Origin of the sequence: Pseudomonas kairouanensis (assembly GCF_004682055.1) — a bacterium.
GTDB classification, from domain to species: Bacteria; Pseudomonadota; Gammaproteobacteria; order Pseudomonadales; family Pseudomonadaceae; genus Aquipseudomonas; species Aquipseudomonas kairouanensis.
This window is the reverse complement of record NZ_QUZU01000030.1, coordinates 35605-55409: the sequence shown is the minus strand read 5'-3', so window position 1 is coordinate 55409 and position 19805 is coordinate 35605. Positions and strand designations below refer to the sequence as shown.

General features: G+C 60.3%; 19 protein-coding genes. 17 read left to right on the top strand and 2 right to left on the bottom strand.

The window, feature by feature from the left end:
* Nucleotides 1–7: 7 nt before the first annotated feature.
* Nucleotides 8–1609, bottom strand: a complete 1602-nt coding sequence (locus DYL59_RS21330; RefSeq protein WP_193557568.1) for a GH3 family acyl-acid amido synthetase — start codon at nucleotides 1607–1609, stop codon at nucleotides 8–10.
* 355 nt (nucleotides 1610–1964) lie between these two features.
* Here DYL59_RS21330 and DYL59_RS21325 point away from each other — a divergent pair, with 355 nt between their 5' ends.
* The 5 genes from DYL59_RS21325 to DYL59_RS21305 are packed head-to-tail and all read left to right on the top strand — an operon-like array spanning nucleotide 1965 to nucleotide 6846.
* A complete protein-coding gene (locus tag DYL59_RS21325) occupies nucleotides 1965–2951 on the top strand; it encodes an aldo/keto reductase (RefSeq protein ID WP_135290948.1) in 987 nt (328 codons plus the stop codon).
* Nucleotides 2952–2972: 21 nt separating this feature from the next.
* Nucleotides 2973–4139 (top strand): hypothetical protein, encoded by a 1167-nt coding sequence (locus tag DYL59_RS21320; protein ID WP_135290947.1) that lies wholly within the window; start codon nucleotides 2973–2975, stop codon nucleotides 4137–4139.
* An 11-nt stretch (nucleotides 4140–4150) separates the two neighbouring features.
* Nucleotides 4151–5530, top strand: coding sequence for an MFS transporter (locus tag DYL59_RS21315; RefSeq protein ID WP_135290946.1), 1380 nt, complete (start codon nucleotides 4151–4153; stop codon nucleotides 5528–5530).
* 41 nt (nucleotides 5531–5571) lie between these two features.
* Entirely contained in the window at nucleotides 5572–6402 is an 831-nt protein-coding gene (locus tag DYL59_RS21310; protein WP_135290945.1) for a phytanoyl-CoA dioxygenase family protein, read from the top strand.
* Between the two features lie 60 nt (nucleotides 6403–6462).
* Nucleotides 6463–6846 (top strand): tautomerase family protein, encoded by a 384-nt coding sequence (locus DYL59_RS21305; RefSeq protein WP_135290944.1) that lies wholly within the window; start codon nucleotides 6463–6465, stop codon nucleotides 6844–6846.
* A 147-nt stretch (nucleotides 6847–6993) separates the two neighbouring features.
* On the opposite strand, the gene DYL59_RS31420 is transcribed toward DYL59_RS21305, so the two are convergent.
* On the bottom strand, nucleotides 6994–7149 hold the full coding sequence (locus DYL59_RS31420; RefSeq protein WP_167496702.1) for a hypothetical protein: 156 nt from the start codon (nucleotides 7147–7149) through the stop codon (nucleotides 6994–6996).
* A gap of 141 nt (nucleotides 7150–7290) precedes the next feature.
* Here DYL59_RS31420 and DYL59_RS21300 point away from each other — a divergent pair, with 141 nt between their 5' ends.
* The 12 genes from DYL59_RS21300 (at nucleotide 7291) to DYL59_RS21245 (ending at nucleotide 19717) form a co-directional block, all read left to right on the top strand.
* Nucleotides 7291–8040 carry a hypothetical protein gene (locus DYL59_RS21300; protein ID WP_135290943.1) on the top strand — a complete coding sequence of 250 codons (750 nt, stop codon included), beginning with the start codon at nucleotides 7291–7293 and terminating at the stop codon, nucleotides 8038–8040.
* A 117-nt stretch (nucleotides 8041–8157) separates the two neighbouring features.
* Nucleotides 8158–8427 (top strand): hypothetical protein, encoded by a 270-nt coding sequence (locus DYL59_RS21295; RefSeq protein WP_135290942.1) that lies wholly within the window; start codon nucleotides 8158–8160, stop codon nucleotides 8425–8427.
* 343 nt (nucleotides 8428–8770) lie between these two features.
* Nucleotides 8771–9619, top strand: a complete 849-nt coding sequence (locus DYL59_RS21290; RefSeq protein WP_135290941.1) for a glycine betaine ABC transporter substrate-binding protein — start codon at nucleotides 8771–8773, stop codon at nucleotides 9617–9619.
* A gap of 89 nt (nucleotides 9620–9708) precedes the next feature.
* Nucleotides 9709–10821 carry a quaternary amine ABC transporter ATP-binding protein gene (locus tag DYL59_RS21285; RefSeq protein WP_135290940.1) on the top strand — a complete coding sequence of 371 codons (1113 nt, stop codon included), beginning with the start codon at nucleotides 9709–9711 and terminating at the stop codon, nucleotides 10819–10821.
* Entirely contained in the window at nucleotides 10818–11666 is an 849-nt protein-coding gene (locus DYL59_RS21280; protein ID WP_135290939.1) for an ABC transporter permease, read from the top strand. The genes DYL59_RS21285 and DYL59_RS21280 overlap by 4 nt, the downstream gene beginning before the upstream one ends.
* Entirely contained in the window at nucleotides 11663–12508 is an 846-nt protein-coding gene (locus tag DYL59_RS21275; RefSeq protein WP_135290938.1) for an ABC transporter permease, read from the top strand. Before DYL59_RS21280 ends, DYL59_RS21275 begins: the two co-directional genes overlap by 4 nt.
* Nucleotide 12509: 1 nt before the next feature.
* On the top strand, nucleotides 12510–13523 hold the full coding sequence (locus DYL59_RS21270; protein WP_193557567.1) for a GlxA family transcriptional regulator: 1014 nt from the start codon (nucleotides 12510–12512) through the stop codon (nucleotides 13521–13523).
* 138 nt (nucleotides 13524–13661) lie between these two features.
* Nucleotides 13662–14384 carry a GntR family transcriptional regulator gene (locus tag DYL59_RS21265; protein WP_135290937.1) on the top strand — a complete coding sequence of 241 codons (723 nt, stop codon included), beginning with the start codon at nucleotides 13662–13664 and terminating at the stop codon, nucleotides 14382–14384.
* Between the two features lie 82 nt (nucleotides 14385–14466).
* A complete protein-coding gene (locus tag DYL59_RS21260; protein WP_135290936.1) occupies nucleotides 14467–15786 on the top strand; it encodes an NAD(P)/FAD-dependent oxidoreductase in 1320 nt (439 codons plus the stop codon).
* Between the two features lie 162 nt (nucleotides 15787–15948).
* Nucleotides 15949–17280: an MFS transporter gene (locus DYL59_RS21255; RefSeq protein WP_135290935.1), complete on the top strand. Its 1332-nt coding sequence runs from the start codon at nucleotides 15949–15951 to the stop codon at nucleotides 17278–17280.
* Nucleotides 17281–17318: 38 nt separating this feature from the next.
* Nucleotides 17319–18221, top strand: a complete 903-nt coding sequence (locus tag DYL59_RS21250; RefSeq protein ID WP_135290934.1) for a dihydrodipicolinate synthase family protein — start codon at nucleotides 17319–17321, stop codon at nucleotides 18219–18221.
* A complete protein-coding gene (locus tag DYL59_RS21245; protein WP_135290933.1) occupies nucleotides 18221–19717 on the top strand; it encodes an aldehyde dehydrogenase in 1497 nt (498 codons plus the stop codon). The genes DYL59_RS21250 and DYL59_RS21245 overlap by 1 nt, the downstream gene beginning before the upstream one ends.
* Nucleotides 19718–19805: the final 88 nt, after the last annotated feature.

Genomic DNA, 19805 nt, shown 5'->3' with positions numbered 1-19805 from the left:
CACACAATCAGAAGTGCTGGATGCCCAGCAGGGACAGGTCGGGTTGAAACGGCTTGTACTTGATCTGCAGTGTTTTACGCGCCGCCTTCTCATGCTCGATGGCCATGGAGATGGCGTTGCCGGGGACCGTGATGACCTTGATCTGGCCCAGGCGCTTGCTGGAACGTTTGGATTCGTACTCGATGTTGATCGCCTGGAGGTGGCTATCGAGCAGTCGGCTGAGTGCCTCCGATTCACCGCTGGGGGCGTTGCCGGCTTCGATGGCTACGGCGTAGTAAGGGGTTTCGTGCCACACCGGTGCGCACAGATACAAACCGGCATTGGGAATGCCGCACATCTGGACGGCGTCGTGCAGCTGGGTCTCGGTGATTTTCTCGCCGGTGAACGAATGCATCACGCCGTTGCGCCGGCTGAAGCTGATGCGTGGTACGGCGCCATGGAAGCCATGCACCCGGTAAATATCCCCGGTGTACAGACGAACCATGCCATTGCCCTGCCACATCACCAGGTGGTACTCGTCACCTTCCTTGAGCTGGTCCATGGCCACGGTTTCCGGCTGCAGGCGGTCGCGTACCACGGCGTCCATGTCCACGGCGGCGGGGATGAATTCGAAGAAGGCCTGGTCCACGGCGAGCGGCTGGCTGTCTTGATCATCGTCCACGGGCAGCGTCACCACCCCTTCGGTGCCACAGGACATGAAGGGCAACACCTTGGCCTCTCCGAGGATGCGTTGCAGTTGGGGTTTGTAGAGTTTGGCCGAGGCGGCGGTCCAGCAACTGAAGCGTTCCAGGCCCGGCCAGACGTCCGTAAGCGACACGTCGGGCGCGGCCAATACCGCATCCAGGTGGCGCGCCGCCGCCGGGTTGGCGGGCCGCTCGCCGGCGCCGTCATGCAGGTCGCGCAGCAGGCGTTCGCGGTTTTGCAGCAGGCTGTGGTGCAAGGACAGCAGGGTGCTGGGGTTGATCGCGGTGAGTAACCGCACGTCCTCGCCCAGCGTCCACAGCAGTCGCGCATACATCTTCTGTTCATGGCTGGCATCCGCCGCAGGCGTGAACCAGGGCGCCTCGTACCAGGGTGGGTTCCAGTCGCCGCTGCCGACCCTGGGGTGACGGTTGCTGATGGCCTGGTACGGCAGCCCTTCGACGTATTCCGTGCTGGGGTCGCGCACGGTCTGGGTGTCCAGCGTGGCCCAGGGGTTGGCGTGAAGGGCAGGGTAGTCGTGGCCGAAGAAGCCCCACATCGCCTGGATGGCGGGCACCCGGTACTGGCGGATCCAGTGCAGGGTGTAGGGAATCCGCTTGGACTGTCCGGTGGTCCCGCTGGTCTTGAGCCAGCGCACCACCGGGCTGCAACTGAGGATGCCGCCTTTTTGCTGGCCCTCGCGCACCAGGATTTCACTGAACCCTTCGTACGTCATGATCGGCACATTGGTGCGGGTAATCCGCCCTTTGCAGTGGGTGACCTGAAAACCATTCTCCTTCCAGAACAGTGACTTCTGGCAGACCTCGATGATGTCTTCCAACACATGTTCCTGTGCCTTGAGTGGCTTGTGCAGCCACTGCAGATAGTTCGCTTGCGCTTGGGCGCATTCCGCTTTGAAGGTCGGCATTCTGCGCTGCCAGTGGCCGACCCAAGAATCCATCTTGCCCATGCGTTCGTCCTCAACCCGTTGAAGGAAAGAGAGACAGTTATGTCTCTGTGTTGAGGTATTTATCCGTCAAGAATTTATGTGTCAAGGTGTTTCTGGTGATTGGATCCAATGATTTTGTTATGAGGAATGGCGTAAAAAACTGTTTTATCGACACGTAATATGTTGATTTATAGCAATAAATAAACCGTTTTCGATGGTTTTTCAGACAGCCTTGTGCTGTCGATGAAGAAAAATTTATTAAACAAAGCGTTGACGGAAAGCTGAAAATTTGAAAAAGATGTAGAACGATCAGTATCACACGGAGGGCGATTCGATGGTTTCCAAGATCTCGCTGGGCACGCAAGGACTGCGCGTAGGCCGAATTGGCCTGGGCTGCATGGGGATGAGCCAGTGGTATGGCGCCACTGACGATAACGAGTCGATTCGCACCCTGCATCGTGCGCTGGAACTGGGGGTGGACTTCTTCGATTCGGCGGAGGCCTACGGCCCGTACACCAATGAGCAACTGTTGCAACGAGCGTTTGCCGGGCGCCGCGAGCAAGTGGTGATCGCCACCAAGTTTGGCTTTCGTATCCAGGATGGCCAGATCGTCGGGGTAGACAGCTCCGCGGCCAATTTGCAGAAGGTCGTCGACCAGTCCCTCAAGCGCCTGGGCACGGACTACATCGACGTGCTGTATCAGCACCGGCTGGACCCCACCATCCCGATCGAAGAGGTGGTGGGGGCGATGGGTCGCTTTGTCGAACAGGGCAAGGTGAAATACCTGGGGCTGTGCGAAGTCGGTGCGCGAACCATCGAACGTGCCCACGCGACTCATCCGATTTCGGTGATCCAGGGCGAGTACTCGTTGTGGGAGCGCAACGTCGAACAGCAGATCTTGCCGCTGCTGCAAAACCTGGGTATCGGCTACGTCGCCTTCTGCCCCTTGGGCCGAGGCTTTCTGACCGGCAAGGCGGCGAGCGCCAGCCACTATGACGCCAACGACTTCCGCCAGCAGGACCCGCGTTTTCGCGAAGAAAATTTTGCCGCCAACACCTTCTTGACCGAGTCCATCCAAGCCCTGGCGGCGGCGTGGTCGATGACTCCTGCGCAGTTGGCGCTTGCCTGGCTGTTGACCCGCAGCGCGCACATGGCGGTGATTCCTGGCACCAAGCGGGTCACCTACCTGGAGGAAAATATCGCCGCCGACGGTGTTGCACTCGACGACGAGCAACTGCAGGCAATAGAGGCGCTGCTGGGCCAGTGGGCCGTCGCAGGGGCGCGTTATGAGCAGCGAATGATGCAGTTTATCGACCGTTAGGCATCGCCAGGGAGGCCGCATATGCAAGCGCATCACTTGTTGGATGAAACCGAACAGCGTTTTCACCAGAACTTTCTGCACCGTGACGGCAATACCCAGGTGACGTCGTTGTTGACGATTCCGGGTGGAGTCAGCCCCTTGCAGGCCATGAAAGCCTTTGAACAGCTGATCGCTGACTATCCCTTCCTGGCCCAGAAGATCGTGGCTGTCGACGAGAGCCGATACGGTTTTGTGCCGGTGGATAATCCGGTGCACCTGTCGCCCAGTGCCATGCCTGCGTCCCTGCGTGCCGATGCGTTGATCAAGCTTGAACTCAACCGCCTGCTGGGTAACGAGGAAGGCTGGCGCGCGTGGGTCGTGCCCGACGCCTTGCTTGGACGGACGCATATTCTGCTGACGCGCAACCATGCCATCTCGGACGGGTACAGCACGGCCCGACTGGTCAGCAGCCTGGCCGGGTACCTGGGTGCGGCGCCGCCCTACGCCGACAGTGAAAGCCCGGGTGCTTTCCATCTTCGCCTGGCCTGCTGGGGCGAGTCACCGCTGGACACAGGTAAACCCAGCCACGCCGATTTTGTGCGATTGCGGGTCACGCAGCAGGCTGTGCAGCGTATCAATCAACTGCGGGAAACCTCGGGGTTTACCGCCAACGCTATCTGGGGCGGGGTGTTCGCCTTCAGCTACCTCAAGCATGCGCGGGTGCCGGCATTTGATCTGTTTACCGCCTACTCCCTGCGCGATCCGAGCCAGCACGATCAGCCGCTGACCAAGGCCTGCCTGATTGACGTTCGTCACACCACCCTGACCGACGACGCGCCAGATGTGCTGGGAAGCATCGAGCGATACGCCCGTGTGGTCACCCAGGACAGGGCGCAACTGGGTGTGCGGCCGACACCTTCCGGGGGCATCGCGGCACAGGCCGCAAGGCCTGCGCTGGCGTTCACCAACACCGGTGTGCTGGACCGTTTTCTCACTCACCCCCAACAGCGCGTCCTGGGTTTCTCCACGGTCGTCAATCGCTCCGGTGGCAACTATGACTTCGTGCTGCACCTGGGCAAGTTCAACGGCACTTGGCATGCCGCGCTGGCGTTCAGTTCGCTGAAAGTCGACGTGGCGAGCGCACTCGCGTTCAAGGCGCAGATAGAACACACCCTGGACGCATTGCCTGCGCCACGCACCCTTCATTAAGGAGTTGATAAATGGAAACTTCCGGCAACAAGAACCTGACATTGTTCGCCACCTGCCTGGGATTTGTGGTGGTGCTGCTTGATGTGAGCGTGGTCAACGTGGCGCTGGAGCGCTTCAAGGCCGAGTTCGCCACCGACGTCCTGCAGCTGCAATGGATCGTCAATGCGTACACCCTGCTGTTTGCTTCGTTCCTGCTGACCGGCGGGGCATTGGGCGATCGGTTCGGCCACAAGAAGGTGTTTTTGTGGGGGTATGCCGTGTTCACCCTGGCCTCCCTGGGCTGTGGGTTGTCCGAGCAGTTGTCTACGCTGATCGCGTTTCGCGCGTTGCAAGGCATTGGCGCTGCGCTGTTGGTGCCCACCTCCCTGGCGCTGGTGCGCATTACCTTCGACGTGCCTGCCGAACGCAGCAAGGCGATTGCCTTGTGGGCGGGTGTTGCGGGCATTGCCTTGGCGGCCGGGCCGGTGGTGGGCGGGTTGCTGATCGGCGTCTTTGGCTGGCGCAGCATCTTCTTTATCAACCTGCCGATCGGCCTGATCGGCATCCTGCTGTGCCTGACCAATGCGCCCACTATCGCGCCCAATCACAAGGGCGGGTTCGACCTCTGGGGGCAACTGCTGGCGCTGTTTACCCTGGCCAATCTGACCTATGCGGTGATTCAGCTGGGGCGCACGGGAAGTGACGATCTGCGGGTCATGCTCCATGCCGCGTGCTTTGTGGCTGGGCTGATCGCCTTTGTGTGGGTGGAGTCGCGCACGGCGCGGCCGATGGTGCCGCTGTCGGTATTTGCCAACGCTGCGTTCAGCCTGGCGTCGATATTGGGCGTGATCGTCAACTTTGTGTTCTATGGGCTGATCTTTGTGTTCAGCATCTTTTTACAGCAGGTCAATCACTACTCGGTGATCAATACCGGCCTGGCGTTCATCCCCATGACGGGCATCCTGTTTTTCGGCAATCAGCTGGCGGCCAAATGGTTGCCCAAGCTCGGTGAGCGGCGCCTGCTGGCGCTGGGCTTGGCGATTGCGCTGGTCGGTGTTGTGGCGCTGGCGCCGTTTGTGGGGGGGGCGCCCTATGCGGACATTGCGGTGCAAATGTTCGTCATCGGTTTTGGCATATCGCTGACCGTTCCCACCTTGACCGCCACGGCCGTCAACCATGTCAGCAGTGACAAGTCCGGGGTCGCCTCGGCCATCGTCAACGCCTCGCGCCAGGTGGGCGGGTTGATTGGGGTGGCGATTTTCAGCCTGTTGATCAACGTGACCGATGCGGTGCAGTTCGGGCACGGATTTGCCCAAGTCATCGTCTTGTCCGCGCTGCTGTTGGCGGCGGGCTGGGTGTTGACGCTCGTGTTGCTACGCAAGCAACCCCTGGCCGCGCAATCGGCCGTCTGAAGCTGTGCTCAATGAACCTTGAACACCCATGGAGATTGAACATGCAAGCAGTCATGAAAACCGACTCGAACCCGGACTACACACCGTTCAAGCTGGATGCCCAGCAGATCCTCGACTTCCGCACCAACGGGTGGATGAAGCTGGAGAATGTCATCAACGCGCAAACGGTGCAGATGCTGCTCAATGAGGCCAAGGCCAGGATGGGGGAGGTGGCACGCACCGTTGACCGCAACGACCCGGGCAAGCAGATCGAAAACGCCTACCGCTGGTATGCGCGTTGGGATGAAGTGTCCAATACCTGCCCGCAGATCAAGGCCCTCAGTCACTCCCCGCAATTGGCCAGCATCGCATCGGCGCTGGTGGGTGAAGACGTGCGGTTCTATTCCGACCATGTGTTCGCCAAGAACCCCGAGTCCGAGGCCGGCGGCGACACGCCATGGCACCAGGACTTTCCCCATCACCCGCTGGATCGCCAGGGGGCGCTGAATATCTGGATCGCCCTGGTGGACCTCACGCCGGAAATGGGCACCATGCAGTTCCTGAGCCGCAGCCACCGGGCGGGCATGTTGGGGCGCTATTTCAACCGTCGCGATAACGTGACCCTGATCGACGAGCATCCTTGGGTACTGGAAGAGTTCGAGATGTCACCGCCCGTTTCGCTCAAGGCGGGCGATGCGACGGTGCATGACATGAACGTTATCCACGCGGCCCCGGCCAACAGTTCGAATACCCCGCGCTGGGTGTACTCGACCCTGTGGCTGCCGGTGTCGGCCCGCTATACCGGCGCGTCCAACCACCGCACCGACCCCCTGGGGCTGACGCTCGACATGCCCATGGAACATCCGAAGTTTCCCGTTATCCCTGCCCGTTAAGTGGCCTATGGGCCGACCGGCCTGTGCCGGTCGGCGTTTGAGCGCACAGAGGAATTGAACATGCCACATGTCTATCTTGAGTACACCGCTGGGGTGGGCGACGCCATTGACGTCAAGGAAACCTTTCGACGGCTGCATCACACGCTGGTGGAGGTTTCCGGTTTGCGGCTGGACCTGGTCAAGACCCGGCTCGTGCGGTACGACGGGTATTTTGTGGGTGATTGCGAGGACTGCCAGGAATTCATCCACCTGAACGTGTCGACGGTGACGGGCAAGGCCGGTGACGATGAAAAACGCCACACCATCAGCAGCGCCTTGCTGGACGTGCTGGCCGACATCTTCGAACCGGTGATGCAGGCGCACAAGGTGGACCTGTCGGTGCAAATCACCGAGGTTCCGGCCAGTGGGTATGTACGCAAGCGCTCCGAGGCCTTGCTGCCCTAGCGCAGGGGGGCAAGTGCCGGGCAATACCTCCCACCGCCACCTCGGCAGCTGGATGTAAAGGGAGGTGGCTCGTCGATCAGCAGAAGAGCTGAGCCACCGAAAGCAGGCAAATCATTTGCACAAAAATCTGCGCCCGAATGGGATGTTTCATCGCTGCAACCCTCCATTACAGCTGCGGGTGGAAGTGCCGTGGGCGATGTGAACGTCCGCGCCAGGCTGTTCCAGAGCCGTCACGCCACCCTGGATCGCCTGCAACACATGCAGCTGTTCCTCGCAGTATAGGCGCTGCAACGAATTCGACACGATTGGATCCAGCCGCCTTACAAACGGTTGCGCCTACAACTATCTGCCTACCCTTATCGCACTTTTTTTGATTTCTCCGATCTATGCTTGTCCCAGCCCCGCCGATCCCCCGCGTGGCCAGACGAAACAGATCGGGTGCCGATGGATCGCACGTGTCCTTTTTTGAGTGCTGTAACGTTGCGCCGGCCACTGCTGCTGGCGGTGATGCTGATGCTCTGCGCCGGCGGTTGCACCCAGCAGCAGGGCCGCGATATCGCCAAGCAGTTCAGCAATGGCAAGCCCGATGAGTTCTTCCAGACCAGTGTCGACCGCATGGCCACCCTGGGCATGCGCGACAACCTGCAAAGTCTCTACCTGCTGATGAACAAGCTCTACCTGCGCAACCCCAACCAGTGGCGGCAATCGGGTTACCCGGATGCGGTAACGGCTGCGCGGGAAATTCGCCAAGCCATCGAACAGCGCCGATCCTTGCCTGCCCTGGGGGACCGTCGCGACCTGGCGGCGCTCAGTTACTCCCTGAGCCCTGAGTTCAAGGGCGACCGGGTCGGGGCGTTTATCTACGCCATCGGCAGCATGCTGGTGACCGCCCACGGCGAGCGCACCGAGTTCTACATGACCGACTCGATCAACCCGCAATTTGTCAGCAATGCCGCGCGCAATATCGAGAAGGCCACCTGGTTGCTGAGCAAGCGCCAGGACGCCAATGGCGTGTTGCTGCTGTTCTCCAACGAGATTTCGGAGGAGGGCAGCAACCTCAGCTTTGCGGTGGAGTTTGGCAAGATCGTTGCGCGCCTCGACCTGCTGACCCAAATGCTTGACGAGCGCTACCGGCGTATAGGCCTTAACTATGCGCAAAGTCTGTTGCTGATGAATTTCTTGCCGGTGCAGTGATTGAGGTGCGGTGTTTCTCTTTCATCTGTAGGACGCTGCCTATCTTGCCTTCTGATGCTTGAAACACCCCTAGGTCATCAATAGCCTCGGATTTTTCCGAACATTCGAGGCTTCTCCATGGGTAAGCGAAAAACGGTTTGGCCCACTGATCGCGAAGTCCGCCTGCGTTTTATCCTTTATGCCTTGATCGACGCCGCGAGTGTCGAGGGCGTTTCGTCGGAGATTGTGCTGTCGGCACACAAACTACTGGGCGATTCACCCACCGAGGCGCAATTGCTCGGTGCCCTGGGCGAGATCCTGGCTGCCGATGAAATGTTCGGTTTCAGGTTTCCCAGAGGCTCGGAAGCCGAAGAGTTCATGCTGGCGCTGGAACAAATCGCCGGTTAGATGCCCCCCCTTCTTTTACATGTACCAGGAGACGGCCTTAGGGCCGCTTCTCATGTAAAGCGCGTTCCCCCCCCTGGCTTATGCCATTTCCGTCTACGGCGGAGCGTTCCAAAAACGACGCGATACTTTTCTATAACCGACCTGTCGGTTTTGCGTCGTTGTTTTATAACGCCTTGAATTTAAACAATAAAATATTATTCATATTGTGTTTTATTTGAATTCTATATGTATACAGAGAAAATACATTCTATTGACCGGCACTTTTGGTCATGCGAGTCTCGGTTGCACAGGCAGCCTTTACCGGGGCTTGAAACTAAAAAAACAACGTAGAACGAGGCGCGCCATGAAGAAATTTTGGAAGACCGTTTGTGCGGTTGCGTTAGTGGGTATGGTGGTTTTACCGGTGCAGGCCGAAGAAAAAACCATCACCGTCGGCACCATGTCCTGGGAAGACCTGACGCCGATCACCGGCATTACCAAGAAGGTTCTGGAAAACGCCGGCTACACCGTGAAGGTTGTTGAATTTTCCGAGATCGGCATCGCGTACGCCGCGTTGACCAAGGGCGATGTGCAAGTGCTGGCGTCGCAAACCGATTACGCCACCCAGGACTACTGGAACAAGAACAAGAACCGCCTGGAAAAACTCTCACCGGTGTCCTATGGCTTGTACCAGGCCATTGCGGTGCCCAAGTACGTCGATATCGATTCCCTGGAACAACTCAACGACAACGCCGCCAAGTTCAACGGCAAGATCATCGGCATCGAGCCCGGTTCAGGCTTGATGAGCGACGCCAACAAAGCCGTGAAGGACTATGGCTTCAAGCTGCAACTGCTTGAAGGCAGTACCGCAGCCATGACCGCCGCACTCAAATCCGCCGTCGACCGCAAAGAGTGGGTTGCTGTGACGATCTGGGAGCCGTCGTGGATGGCCCAGAAGTTTGACCTCAAGTTCCTCAAGGACCCAAAAGGCTCCTTCGCCCCGCCGCAAGCCTACTACTGGATTGGTCATAAAGGCTTCACCGCCGAATACCCCCACGCCCGTGAAGTCATCGCCAGCGTGTACGTGCCACTGGCCGATATCACCGCCATCAACGGCGTGGTCAAGGACGGCAAGACCATGGACGAGGCCGTCGCCGGCTGGGCTGACAACCACGCTGACCTGATGAAGCGCTGGGCCAATATCAAACAATAAGCATCGATGTTTTTTTGCCACTGCCAGGTACGGATAACGCGTTCTGATCAATTAGAAAAACCAGTCCAACTGGTTCAATAGGCTTAAGAATGACAACGGTCAAAATAGACACCAACGAAGTGCTTGTGGATTGCCAGTCGGTCTGGAAAATCTTCGGTCAGAATGCCAAGGCGGCGATGCAAGCGGTGGTCCACAAGGGCCTCGGCAAGACCCAGGTCCTGCAGGATTTCAGCTGCGTGGTCGGGGTTTCGGATGTGAGCCTGCAGGTTCGCCGCGGTGAAATCTTTTGCATCATGGGCTTGTCCGGCAGTGGCAAATCAACCCTGATCAGGTTGCTCAACCGATTGATCACCCCCAGCGCCGGCAAGGTGCTGGTCAAGGGCAAGGACCTCTCCGTCTTGTCTCCCGCGCAGTTGCGGGAGGTAAGGGCGAAAAATATTGGCATGGTGTTCCAGAGCGTGGCCTTGCTGCCTAACCGCACCGTGTTGGAAAACACCGCCTTCGGCCTGGAAGTGCAGGGCGTGGGCAAGGCTGAACGCTATGCAGTGGCGGAACGCGCGTTGGCCAAGGTGGGCTTGACCGACTGGGCCTCGCGCTACCCCAGCGAACTTTCCGGCGGCATGCAACAGCGTGTTGGCCTGGCACGGGCGCTTACCGCCGACCCTGAAATCATCCTGATGGACGAGCCGTTCAGTGCGCTCGATCCCTTGATCCGTCGTCAATTGCAGGACGAGTTCCGCCAGCTCACCAAGGAGCTGGGCAAGTCTGCGGTGTTTATCACCCACGACCTGGAAGAGGCGATCCGCATTGGCGATCGCATCGCCATCATGAAGGACGGGGTGATTATCCAGGTTGGCACGGCCGAAGAGATCGTGTTGAACCCGGCGGATGACTATGTAGCCGAATTCGTCGCGGGCATCTCGCGCCTGCACCTGGTCAAGGCCCATTCGGTGATGACGCCGATTGCGCGCTATACCCAGGCGTTCCCGCAGTGCGACTTTTCACGCTTGACCCAGACCTCGCCGGACACCGATATCGATGCGCTGATCGGCCTGACCATGGGCGCCGACCTGGAGCCCCTGGCAGTGGTCGAGCACGGTGTGGTGATCGGTGTAATCACCGCCAAGGACCTGCTGCGCGGCGTGCAAGGCATTCCCAACGACGCCCAGGCTCTCGCTCCCGTGCTGGAGACCTCGTCATGAGCACCCCGGACTTCTCGGTGCAATTCGATGCCGCCGTGGACTCGGGCCTGATGTGGCTGCAGGACAACGGCGAGGCCTTCTTCGAGGGGGCCAATACGGCGTTGACCTCGGTATTCAAGGCTGTGCAATGGTGCATCGCGTCACCACCGTTCTACGTGATTGCCATTGTCATCGGCCTGCTGGGCTGGCGCATGGTGGGCACACGGTTCGCGTTGTTGTCAGTGTTGGCCTTGTTGGCGTGCAACTTCATCGGCCTGTGGCCCGAAACCGTCAGCACCCTGGCGCTGGTGCTCACGGCTACCTTGCTGGCGTTGCTGGTAGCGGTGCCGTTGGGTGTGCTGGCCGGGCTGACCCCTGCGTTCGACCGCGTGGTCGACCCCTGCCTGGACCTGGTGCAAACGCTGCCACCCTATATCTACCTGCTGCCGGCCATTGCGCTGCTGGGTTACGGCCCGGCGACCGCACTGCTCGCCACCTTTATCGTGGCGGTGCCACCGGCGCTGCGCCTGACCTCCCTGGGTATCCGCATGACGCCCAGGGAATTCGTCGAACTGGGTGAGGCCAGCGGCGTCACCGGCCTGCAGATGTTCTTCAAGATCCGCCTGCCGTTTGCGATGCCCAGCATCATGGCCGGGGTCAACCAGAGCCTGATGATGGCATTCGGCATGGTGGTCATCGCCGGCATCGTCGGCTCCGGCGGCTTGGGTGAAACCATCTACGGCGCAGTCCGCACCCTGGACATCGCCAAGTCGATCAACGCCGCACTGGCCATTGTCATTCTCACCATGATCCTCGATCGCCTCGCGCAAGCCGCCGCACAGTCGCGGATGGGAGCAAGCCAATGAACCTGACGGACTTCCGTTTTTCGCCGGGTGCCTTCCTGGCGCCCGCCATCGATTGGCTGAACGCCAACCTGCATGGCCTGTTCGTGGTGATCAGCAAGATCATCGAAGCCACCTTGGGCGCCATCGAGACGGCGCTGCTCGCACCCCACGCCTATGTGTTGATCGCCGTCGTGGTGTTGGCCGCCTGGGTCCTGGCCAACTGGCGTGTGGCGCTGTTTGCCGGGCTGATGTTGGCGTTCTGCCTGTTTGCCGGGCTGTGGGTGGCGTCGATGCAGACCATTGCGCTGGTGTCGGTGGCGGTGCTGATTTCGGTCAGCGTGGCGTTCCCCCTGGGCATCCTGGCGGCGCGGGTCAAGCGTGTGGATGCGGCGTTGTTGCCGATCCTCAACATCATGCAAACCGTGCCACCCTGGGTATACCTGATTCCGGCGGTGATGCTGTTCAGCCTGGGCCGGGTGCCGGCGATCATTGCCACCATTGTGTACGGCATTCCGCCGATGCTGCGCCTGACCACACTGGCCTTCAAGCAATTGCCCAAGGATCTGCTGGAGCTCGGTCAGGCCATGGGCGCTTCGCCACGGCACATCCTGTTCAAGATCGAGTTGCCTACTGCGGCGCCCACGCTGCTGGTGGGGTTGAACCAGTGCATCCTGTTGTCCCTGGCGATGGTAGTGCTGGCCGGATTGGTCGGGGCAGGGGGCTTGGGTGCTGAAGTGACGCGCGGCCTGACTCGCATGGAGATGGGCCTGGGGCTGCGTGCCGGCCTGGCCATTGTAGCGGTGGCGTTGTTGCTCGATCGTTTGTCGCGCGGCGCGTTGCAGCGTCAGGCAAGGCGCACATAACGTGGTAGCGCGACGTCAATTCAGCGATGCCATGCAGTGCAAGAACCTGCGCTACCTCACCGATCACCAAGGCCAGGAGGTGCGCAAGGCGCGAGCCGGGTTTGTCCTGCTGGAGCATTTTTCGCTGCCGGCCTTCACCCAGGCGCTGGACACCATTGTCACCGCCAATCTGTTGCGACCGGAATTGTTTGCAACTCAAACCTTTGGCCTGACCGCCGACGAAATCGTCAGCGACCTGGGCCTGGTCATCCGCCCAGACGAGCGCCTGACGCTCAAGGCGGTGTGCGAACTGGACCTGCTGGTGATTTGCGGCGGCTATCGCACGCCGCTGCGTTACAACGATGAACTGAGCCTGCTGCTGGAAGCGGCGGCGGAGCAGGGCGTGGCGCTGGCCGGTATATGGAACGGTGCATGGTTTTTGGGGCGGGCAGGGCAGTTGGACGGTTACCGGTGCGCGGTTCATCCGGAGCATCGCCCGGCCTTGGCCGAGATTGCCCGGCTGACCCATGTAACGAGCGAAGCCTACGTGGTGGACCGCAATCGTCTGACAGCCTCAAGCCCCACCGGGGCGTTTTATATGGCCCTGGAGTGGATCCGCAGCCTGCATGGCAAAAACCTCACCGACGGCATCGAAGACATCCTCGCGTTCGAGGCCTCGCGCTTTCGGCGCGTCAAGCCGCAGTTGAGCGTGTCGGTCAGCGGGCCGCTGCGGGAGGTCATCAACCTGATGGACGTAAACCTTGAAGAGCCGCTGCAAATGCACGACCTGTGTCTGTACGCCGGTCGCTCAAGGCGACAGATCGAGCGGCTGTTCAAGGAGCAGTTGGGCACCTCGCCGCAACGCTATTACATGGACCTGCGCATCACCGAAGCGCGGCGGCTGTTGCAGCACACGTCGCTGACCATCGTGGAGGTGTCGGTGGCCTGTGGCTTTGTCTCGCCGAGTCATTTCAGCAAGTGCTACAGCGCCTATTTCGGGCATCGGCCATCCAAGGAAATCCGCCTGGTCAAATAGCCCCAAGGCCCCGTGGGCAAAGGGCTATGACTGATGTTTATGCTGTGTATTTTAATTGTAGACACAAAGTATTTTGTTGTTTTATAGTGCGAATACAGGTAGTAGACCGTGTGCACTTACTACTAGGAAGGTTTCACCATGGCTACCAAAGAACTCAGCACTCCGGCTCCTGTCGAGCCAACCCTGGACCGCAAGGCGGTATTGGGTGAAGCGCTACGGCGCCGCATCCTCAGCATGGAGCTGGCACCGGGGGCCGTGGTGGACGAGTTGGCGCTGTGTGATGAGTTCGGTTTGTCGCGCCCACCGGTGCGTGAACTGATGCGGCAGATGGCGGCGGAGGGGTATATCGACCTCGAAGCCAACCGCGCTGCACGGGTGTCGGCAATGAGTTATCAGTCGCTGCGCAGTTTCTTTTTGGCGGCGCCATTGATTTACATCGCCACGACCCAGTTGGCCTGCTCCCACGCAACGCCGGCCGAGATCGTGGAGTTGAAGCGGATACAGGCGTTGTTTCGCAGGGCCATCGACGAAACCGATGTCGAGAACCGGGTGTTGTACAACGACGAGTTTCACCTGCAGATCGGCAAGATGGCCCACAACGCCTACCTGATGCCGAGCCTGCAGCGCTTGCTGATCGACCACGCCCGCTTGGGCAAGATCTTCTACCGCCACCCCACCACGGTGGACATGCAGGAAGACCTGGAAGTGGCCGCCCAGCAGCACGACGACATGATCAGCGCAATTGAACACCACGATCCGGTCTTGGCCGGGGAAATCGTGCGGGCCCACCTCGAACTGTCCCGTCGGCGGATGTCCGAGTACGCGGCGCCCGAAGGCCTGGATGTACCGCTCAACTTCTGACCTGTGAATGCCGGCCAGTGTGACGCGATGCAACCGGGTAGCTGTTAGCTCTAACAACTATAAAAGAACCCAGGTCGCGAACATGGCACTCATCAGAAACACCCCGGCAGACGATTCAACCTGCGGCTGGTTTCACCTCAGCCCACCGCGCGTGGCCCGCCCACCGCATATCGGTACGCGAACGGCGCGTTGGGCCGTGGTAGGGGCGGGGTTCACCGGCCTTGCGGCGGCTCGCCAACTGGCGCTGAATTTTCCGGACGACGAGATCGTACTGATCGAGGCGCAGGAAGTGGGCTACGGCGCCTCCGGGCGCAACGCCGGCTTTGCCATCGATTTGCCCCACGACATTGGCGCCGAAGACTATATCGGCGACATCGCCACCGCCAAGATCAGCATGGAACTTAACCTCGCCGGGCAGTCCATGCTGCGTGCGCTGGTGGACCAACACGGCATCAACTGCCAGTGGCGCGATTGCGGCAAGTACCAGGCCGCCATCGAAGACCGTGGCATCGCCGTGCTGGATGCCTACCGTCGCGGCCTCGACAAACTAGGCCAGCCGTATCAAGTGATCGAAGGCGACGAGCTGCCCAACCGCATCGGCACCCGTTTCTATCGCAAGGCCCTGTTCACCCCCGGTACCGCACTGGTGCAACCGGCGGCGCTGGTCAAAGGCCTGGCAGACACTTTGCCGGCCAACGTCACCCTCTACGAAAACACCCCGATCACCGAAGTGGAGTACGGCGACAAAACCGTGCTGGTCCACAAGCACGGGCGCATCGTTGCCGACAAGCTGGTGCTCACCAACAACGCCTTCGCCATGAGCTTTGGCTTTCTCAAAAGCCGCATGCTGCCAATCTTCACCTACGCCAGCCTCACCCGTCCGCTGGACGAAGAAGAGCAAGCGCGCCTGGGTGGCGACCCGTTCTGGGGCGTGATCCCCGCCGACCCGTTTGGCACCACCTTGCGTCGCACCGTCGACAACCGCTTGCTGGTGCGCAACAGCTTCAGCTTCAACGCCGATGGGCGCAGCAACCCCAAATACCTGCAGCGGTTTGTGAAGCGCCACAAAGAGTCCTTCGACCGGCGCTTCCCGCTGCACCGCCAGGTCAATTTCGACTACACCTGGGGCGGTTCCCTGAGCCTGTCGCGCAACCACATGGCGCACTTCGGCGAGCTGGCCAAAAACGTCTACGGCGCCCTGTGCTGCAACGGCCTGGGCGTCACCCGCGGCACCGTCACCGGCACCTTGCTGGCTGAATGGCTGGCGGGCAAAAGCAACCACCTGGTGGACTTCCTGTTGACGTCCCCGGGCCCGAGCAGAAACCCACCGGAGCCGCTGTTATCAGCGGGTGTAAACATGAACTTGCTATGGGGACAAAGCCGCGCCGGCCAGGAAAGCTGATTCGCAACACGCAATACACGTAATACCGAACTTAATCTATTGATTGGAAAACAGCAGGCGTTTTAGCGACTGCGGTTTCTGATTGAGACGGCTTTCATTCGCCTGGATTTCAAGTGTGCGTTGTACCCCCGGCGAATGAACGAAGCGAAGTAGGAGATAATAATGACAAGTCCGAATGCCTCAGTTGAGGATGTACCTCTTAATAACTTTCACCGTTTGCTCACGGCCCGTTCGGGTGGTGGTTCATTCGTCGATGGTTATGTTTTAAGCATTATCGGCATTGCCATGTTGCAGGTGACCGGCGCCCTGGAACTGACTGAATTCTGGCAGGGGCTTATTGCCGCTTCTGCCTTGATCGGTGTGTTCTTTGGCGGCTTTATCGGCGGCTGGTTGACCGATAAGTTGGGGCGCAAGAAAGTTTATTTCATTGGCCCGTCGTTATTTATCATGTGTTCCCTGGCGCAGTTCTGGGTCGAGTCGGCGTGGGTGTTATTCGCCTTGCGCTTCATCATTGGTTTGGCCGTGGGGATTGAATACCCGGTGGCCACTTCGTTGTTGGTGGAGTTCCTGCCGAAGAAACAACGGGGCCCACGGCTCGCCGCGTTGACCATCCTGTGGTTTGCCGGCGCCGCGTTCGCCTATGTAGTGGGCAACGCCATTATCAATACCGGCGCTGATGACGCTTGGCGCTATGCCTTGGCCAGTGCTTCGGTGATTGGCCTGGTGCTGTTCGTATTGCGCCTGGGCACCCCGGAATCGGCCCGCTGGTTGCTCAGCAAAGGCCGCGACGCCGAAGCCGAGCAGGTGATCAAGCGCGTCTACGGGCCGCACTACTCGCTGCGCGACCTGCCGGAGCAACCGGACGAGCGCAAGATGACCTTCCGCGACCTGCTGCGTTCGGGTTACGGCAAGCGCCTGTTCTTTGTCTCGGTGTTCTGGTCGTGCTCGATCATCCCCGTGTTCGCCGTGTATGCCTTCGCCCCCAAAGTGCTGCAAGCCTTGAACCTGAAAGGGGAGTGGGCCTCCTACGGCTCGATGTTCATCACCCTGCTGTTTGTGGTGGGCTGCGTGCTCGCCACACGGCTGATCAACACCATTGGCCGACGCAGCATGCTGATTCACAGCTTCCTGTGGTCCGGGCTTGCCCTGCTGTTGCTGGCGGCCTTCTCCAACAGCCATGAGCTGCTGGTGCTGTGCCTGTTCGGTGCCTATGCCGTGTTTATCGGCGGCGCCCAGGTGCTGCAACTGGTGTACCCGAACGAACTGTTCCCCACCGAAATCCGTGCCTTCGCCGTCGGCATCGGCACCTCGCTGTCGCGGGTCGGCGCCGCCGTGGGTACCTACCTGGTGCCGCTGTCGCTGACCTCCATCGGTATCGGCAACACCATGTACGTCGCGGCTGGCGTGACCTTTGTCGGCCTCGCCGCCGCCTGGGCCATGGCGCCTGAAACACGCTCACTGAACTTGCGGGACGCAGCGGCATTGAGCAGCTGAACGAAACAACTACCCCTTTTACTGTTGGAGAAGCACCCATGAAATTTGAAGGCATCTACACCCCGGCAATCACCCCGCTGACCGCCACTGGTCAGATCGACACCGCAGCCTTCGCCGAAGTGCTGGAATACCTGATCGAATCCAAGGTACACGGCATCATCATCGGCGGCTCCACCGGCGAGTACTATGCGCACACCTCCCAGGAACGCATTGACCTGGCCGCCCACGCCAAGGAAGTCATCGGCAACCGCGTGGCGCTGATCGTCGGCACCGGCGCCATCCGCACCGAAGACTCGGTGGAATACGCCAAGGCTGCCCGTGCCATCAAGGCCGATGCGATCCTGGTAGGTTCGCCGCCGTACGCACTGCCCACCGAAGAAGAAAACGCCATCCACGCCCTGGCCGTAGACAAGGCGGCCGACCTGCCGATCATGCTCTACAACTACCCGGGCCGCATGAGCGTGAGCATGGGCAACGAGTACTTCAAGGCCGTGTCTGCCTCGAAGAACGTCGTGGCCATCAAGGAAAGCTCCGGCGACATGGGCCAGGTGCATCGCCTGGCCACCCAGTTCCCGAACATTGCGCTGTCTTGCGGTTGGGACGACCAAGCCCTGGAATTCTTCGCCTGGGGCGCCCGCAGCTGGGTATGTGCCGGTTCCAACTTTGTACCGCGTGAACACGTAGCGCTGTACGAAGCCTGCGTGATCGAAAAAGACTTCGACAAAGGCCGCAAGATCATGGCCGCGTTCATGCCGTTGATGGACTACCTCGAAGGCGGCAAATTCGTCCAGGCCATCAAGGCCGGCTGCGCCTTCAACGGCCTGCGCACCGGCAGCGTTCGCGCACCGCTGCAACCGCTGACCGAAAGCGAAAACCAGGCGCTGCAAACCGTGATTACCAACCTCAAGCGTGACGTTGCGCAAATCGTCGGAGGTGCATGATGACTCACCTGTTGAGCGCCGCCGAATACGCCGCAATTGCCAAGGACATCCAGTTCCCCACCCAGTCCTTCATCAATGGCGCGTTGCACACCTCTGCCTCGGGCAAGACCTTCACCACCACCAACCCGGCCACCGGCGAGTTGCTGGCTGAAATCACCGCGTGCAACAGCGTCGATGTGGACTACGCCGTGGCTTCGGCCAAGCAGGCCTTCGACGATGGCCGCTGGCACAAACTCAGCCCCGGCACGCGCAAAAAAGTCCTGCTGCGCTTTGCCGACCTGCTGGAGCAGCATTCCCACGAACTGTCCGTGCTCGAAAGCCTGGACAGCGGCAAGCCAGTGCGTGAGTGCCAGCTGACCGACGTGCCGGAAACCATCCACATGATCCGCTGGCACGCTGAGCTGATCGACAAGATCTACGACAACACCGCGCCCGTGGGCCACGACGCCCTGACCCTGGTGGTGCGCGAAGCCATTGGTGTGGTCGGCCTGGTGCTGCCGTGGAACTTCCCGCTGCTGATGCTGGCCTGGAAAATCGCGCCGTCCCTGGCGGCCGGTTGCTCCATCGTGGTCAAGCCCGCCAAGGAAACCACCCTGACAGCGCTGCGCGTGGCCGAGTTGGCGTCCCAGGCGGGTATCCCGGACGGCGTGTTCAACGTGGTCTCCGGTGGTGGTCGCGAGGTGGGTGAGCCGCTGGGTCGTCACATGGACGTCACCATGGTCAGCTTCACCGGCTCCACCGACACCGGCCGCCTGTTCCTGCAATACGCGGCCGAGTCCAACCTCAAGCGCATCGTGCTGGAACTGGGCGGAAAAAACCCGGCCGTGGTCATGAACGACGTGGCCGACCTGGACTTGGTGGCCGGGCATATCGTCAACGGTTCGTTCTGGAACATGGGCGAGAACTGCTCGGCGTCGTCGCGCCTGATCGTGCACGCCGACATCAAGGACGAGCTGCTCAAGCGCATTGGCGTGCAGTTGCAAGACTGGAAGATGGGCAGCCCGCTGGACCCGGACAACCGCCTGGGTTCGATGGTGAGCAAGGCGCACTTCGACAAGGTCAGCTCGTACCTGGTCAACGCCAGCGAAGGCAACCAGCGCGTGGTGTTCGGTGGCAAGACCGAAGACGGCATCTACGTGCAACCGACCGTGGTCGATGGCGTGAGCGCCGACAGCCTGCTGTTCAAGGAAGAGATCTTCGGCCCGGTGCTGACGGTCACCACCTTCAACACCCTGGAAGAGGCCATCAGCCTGGCCAACGACACCATCTACGGCCTGGCCGCCTCGGTGTACACCGACAATCTGCGCAACGCGATCAAGCTGTCCCGCGAGATCCGTGCCGGTATCGTCACCGTCAACTGCTTCGGCGAAGGCGATGCTTCGACACCGTTCGGTGGCTACAAGCAGTCCGGTTTCGGCGGGCGTGACAAGTCCATCTGGGCCCACGACCAGTACACCGAAATCAAGACCATCTGGATCGACACGTCCGAAGGTTAATCACACCAGGCGCCCCTCTACAAAGCTCCACGCAAGCGGCGATTGGGGCGCCTTCCTCTCAACCGGGCCAACAATAAGAAAGCCACGG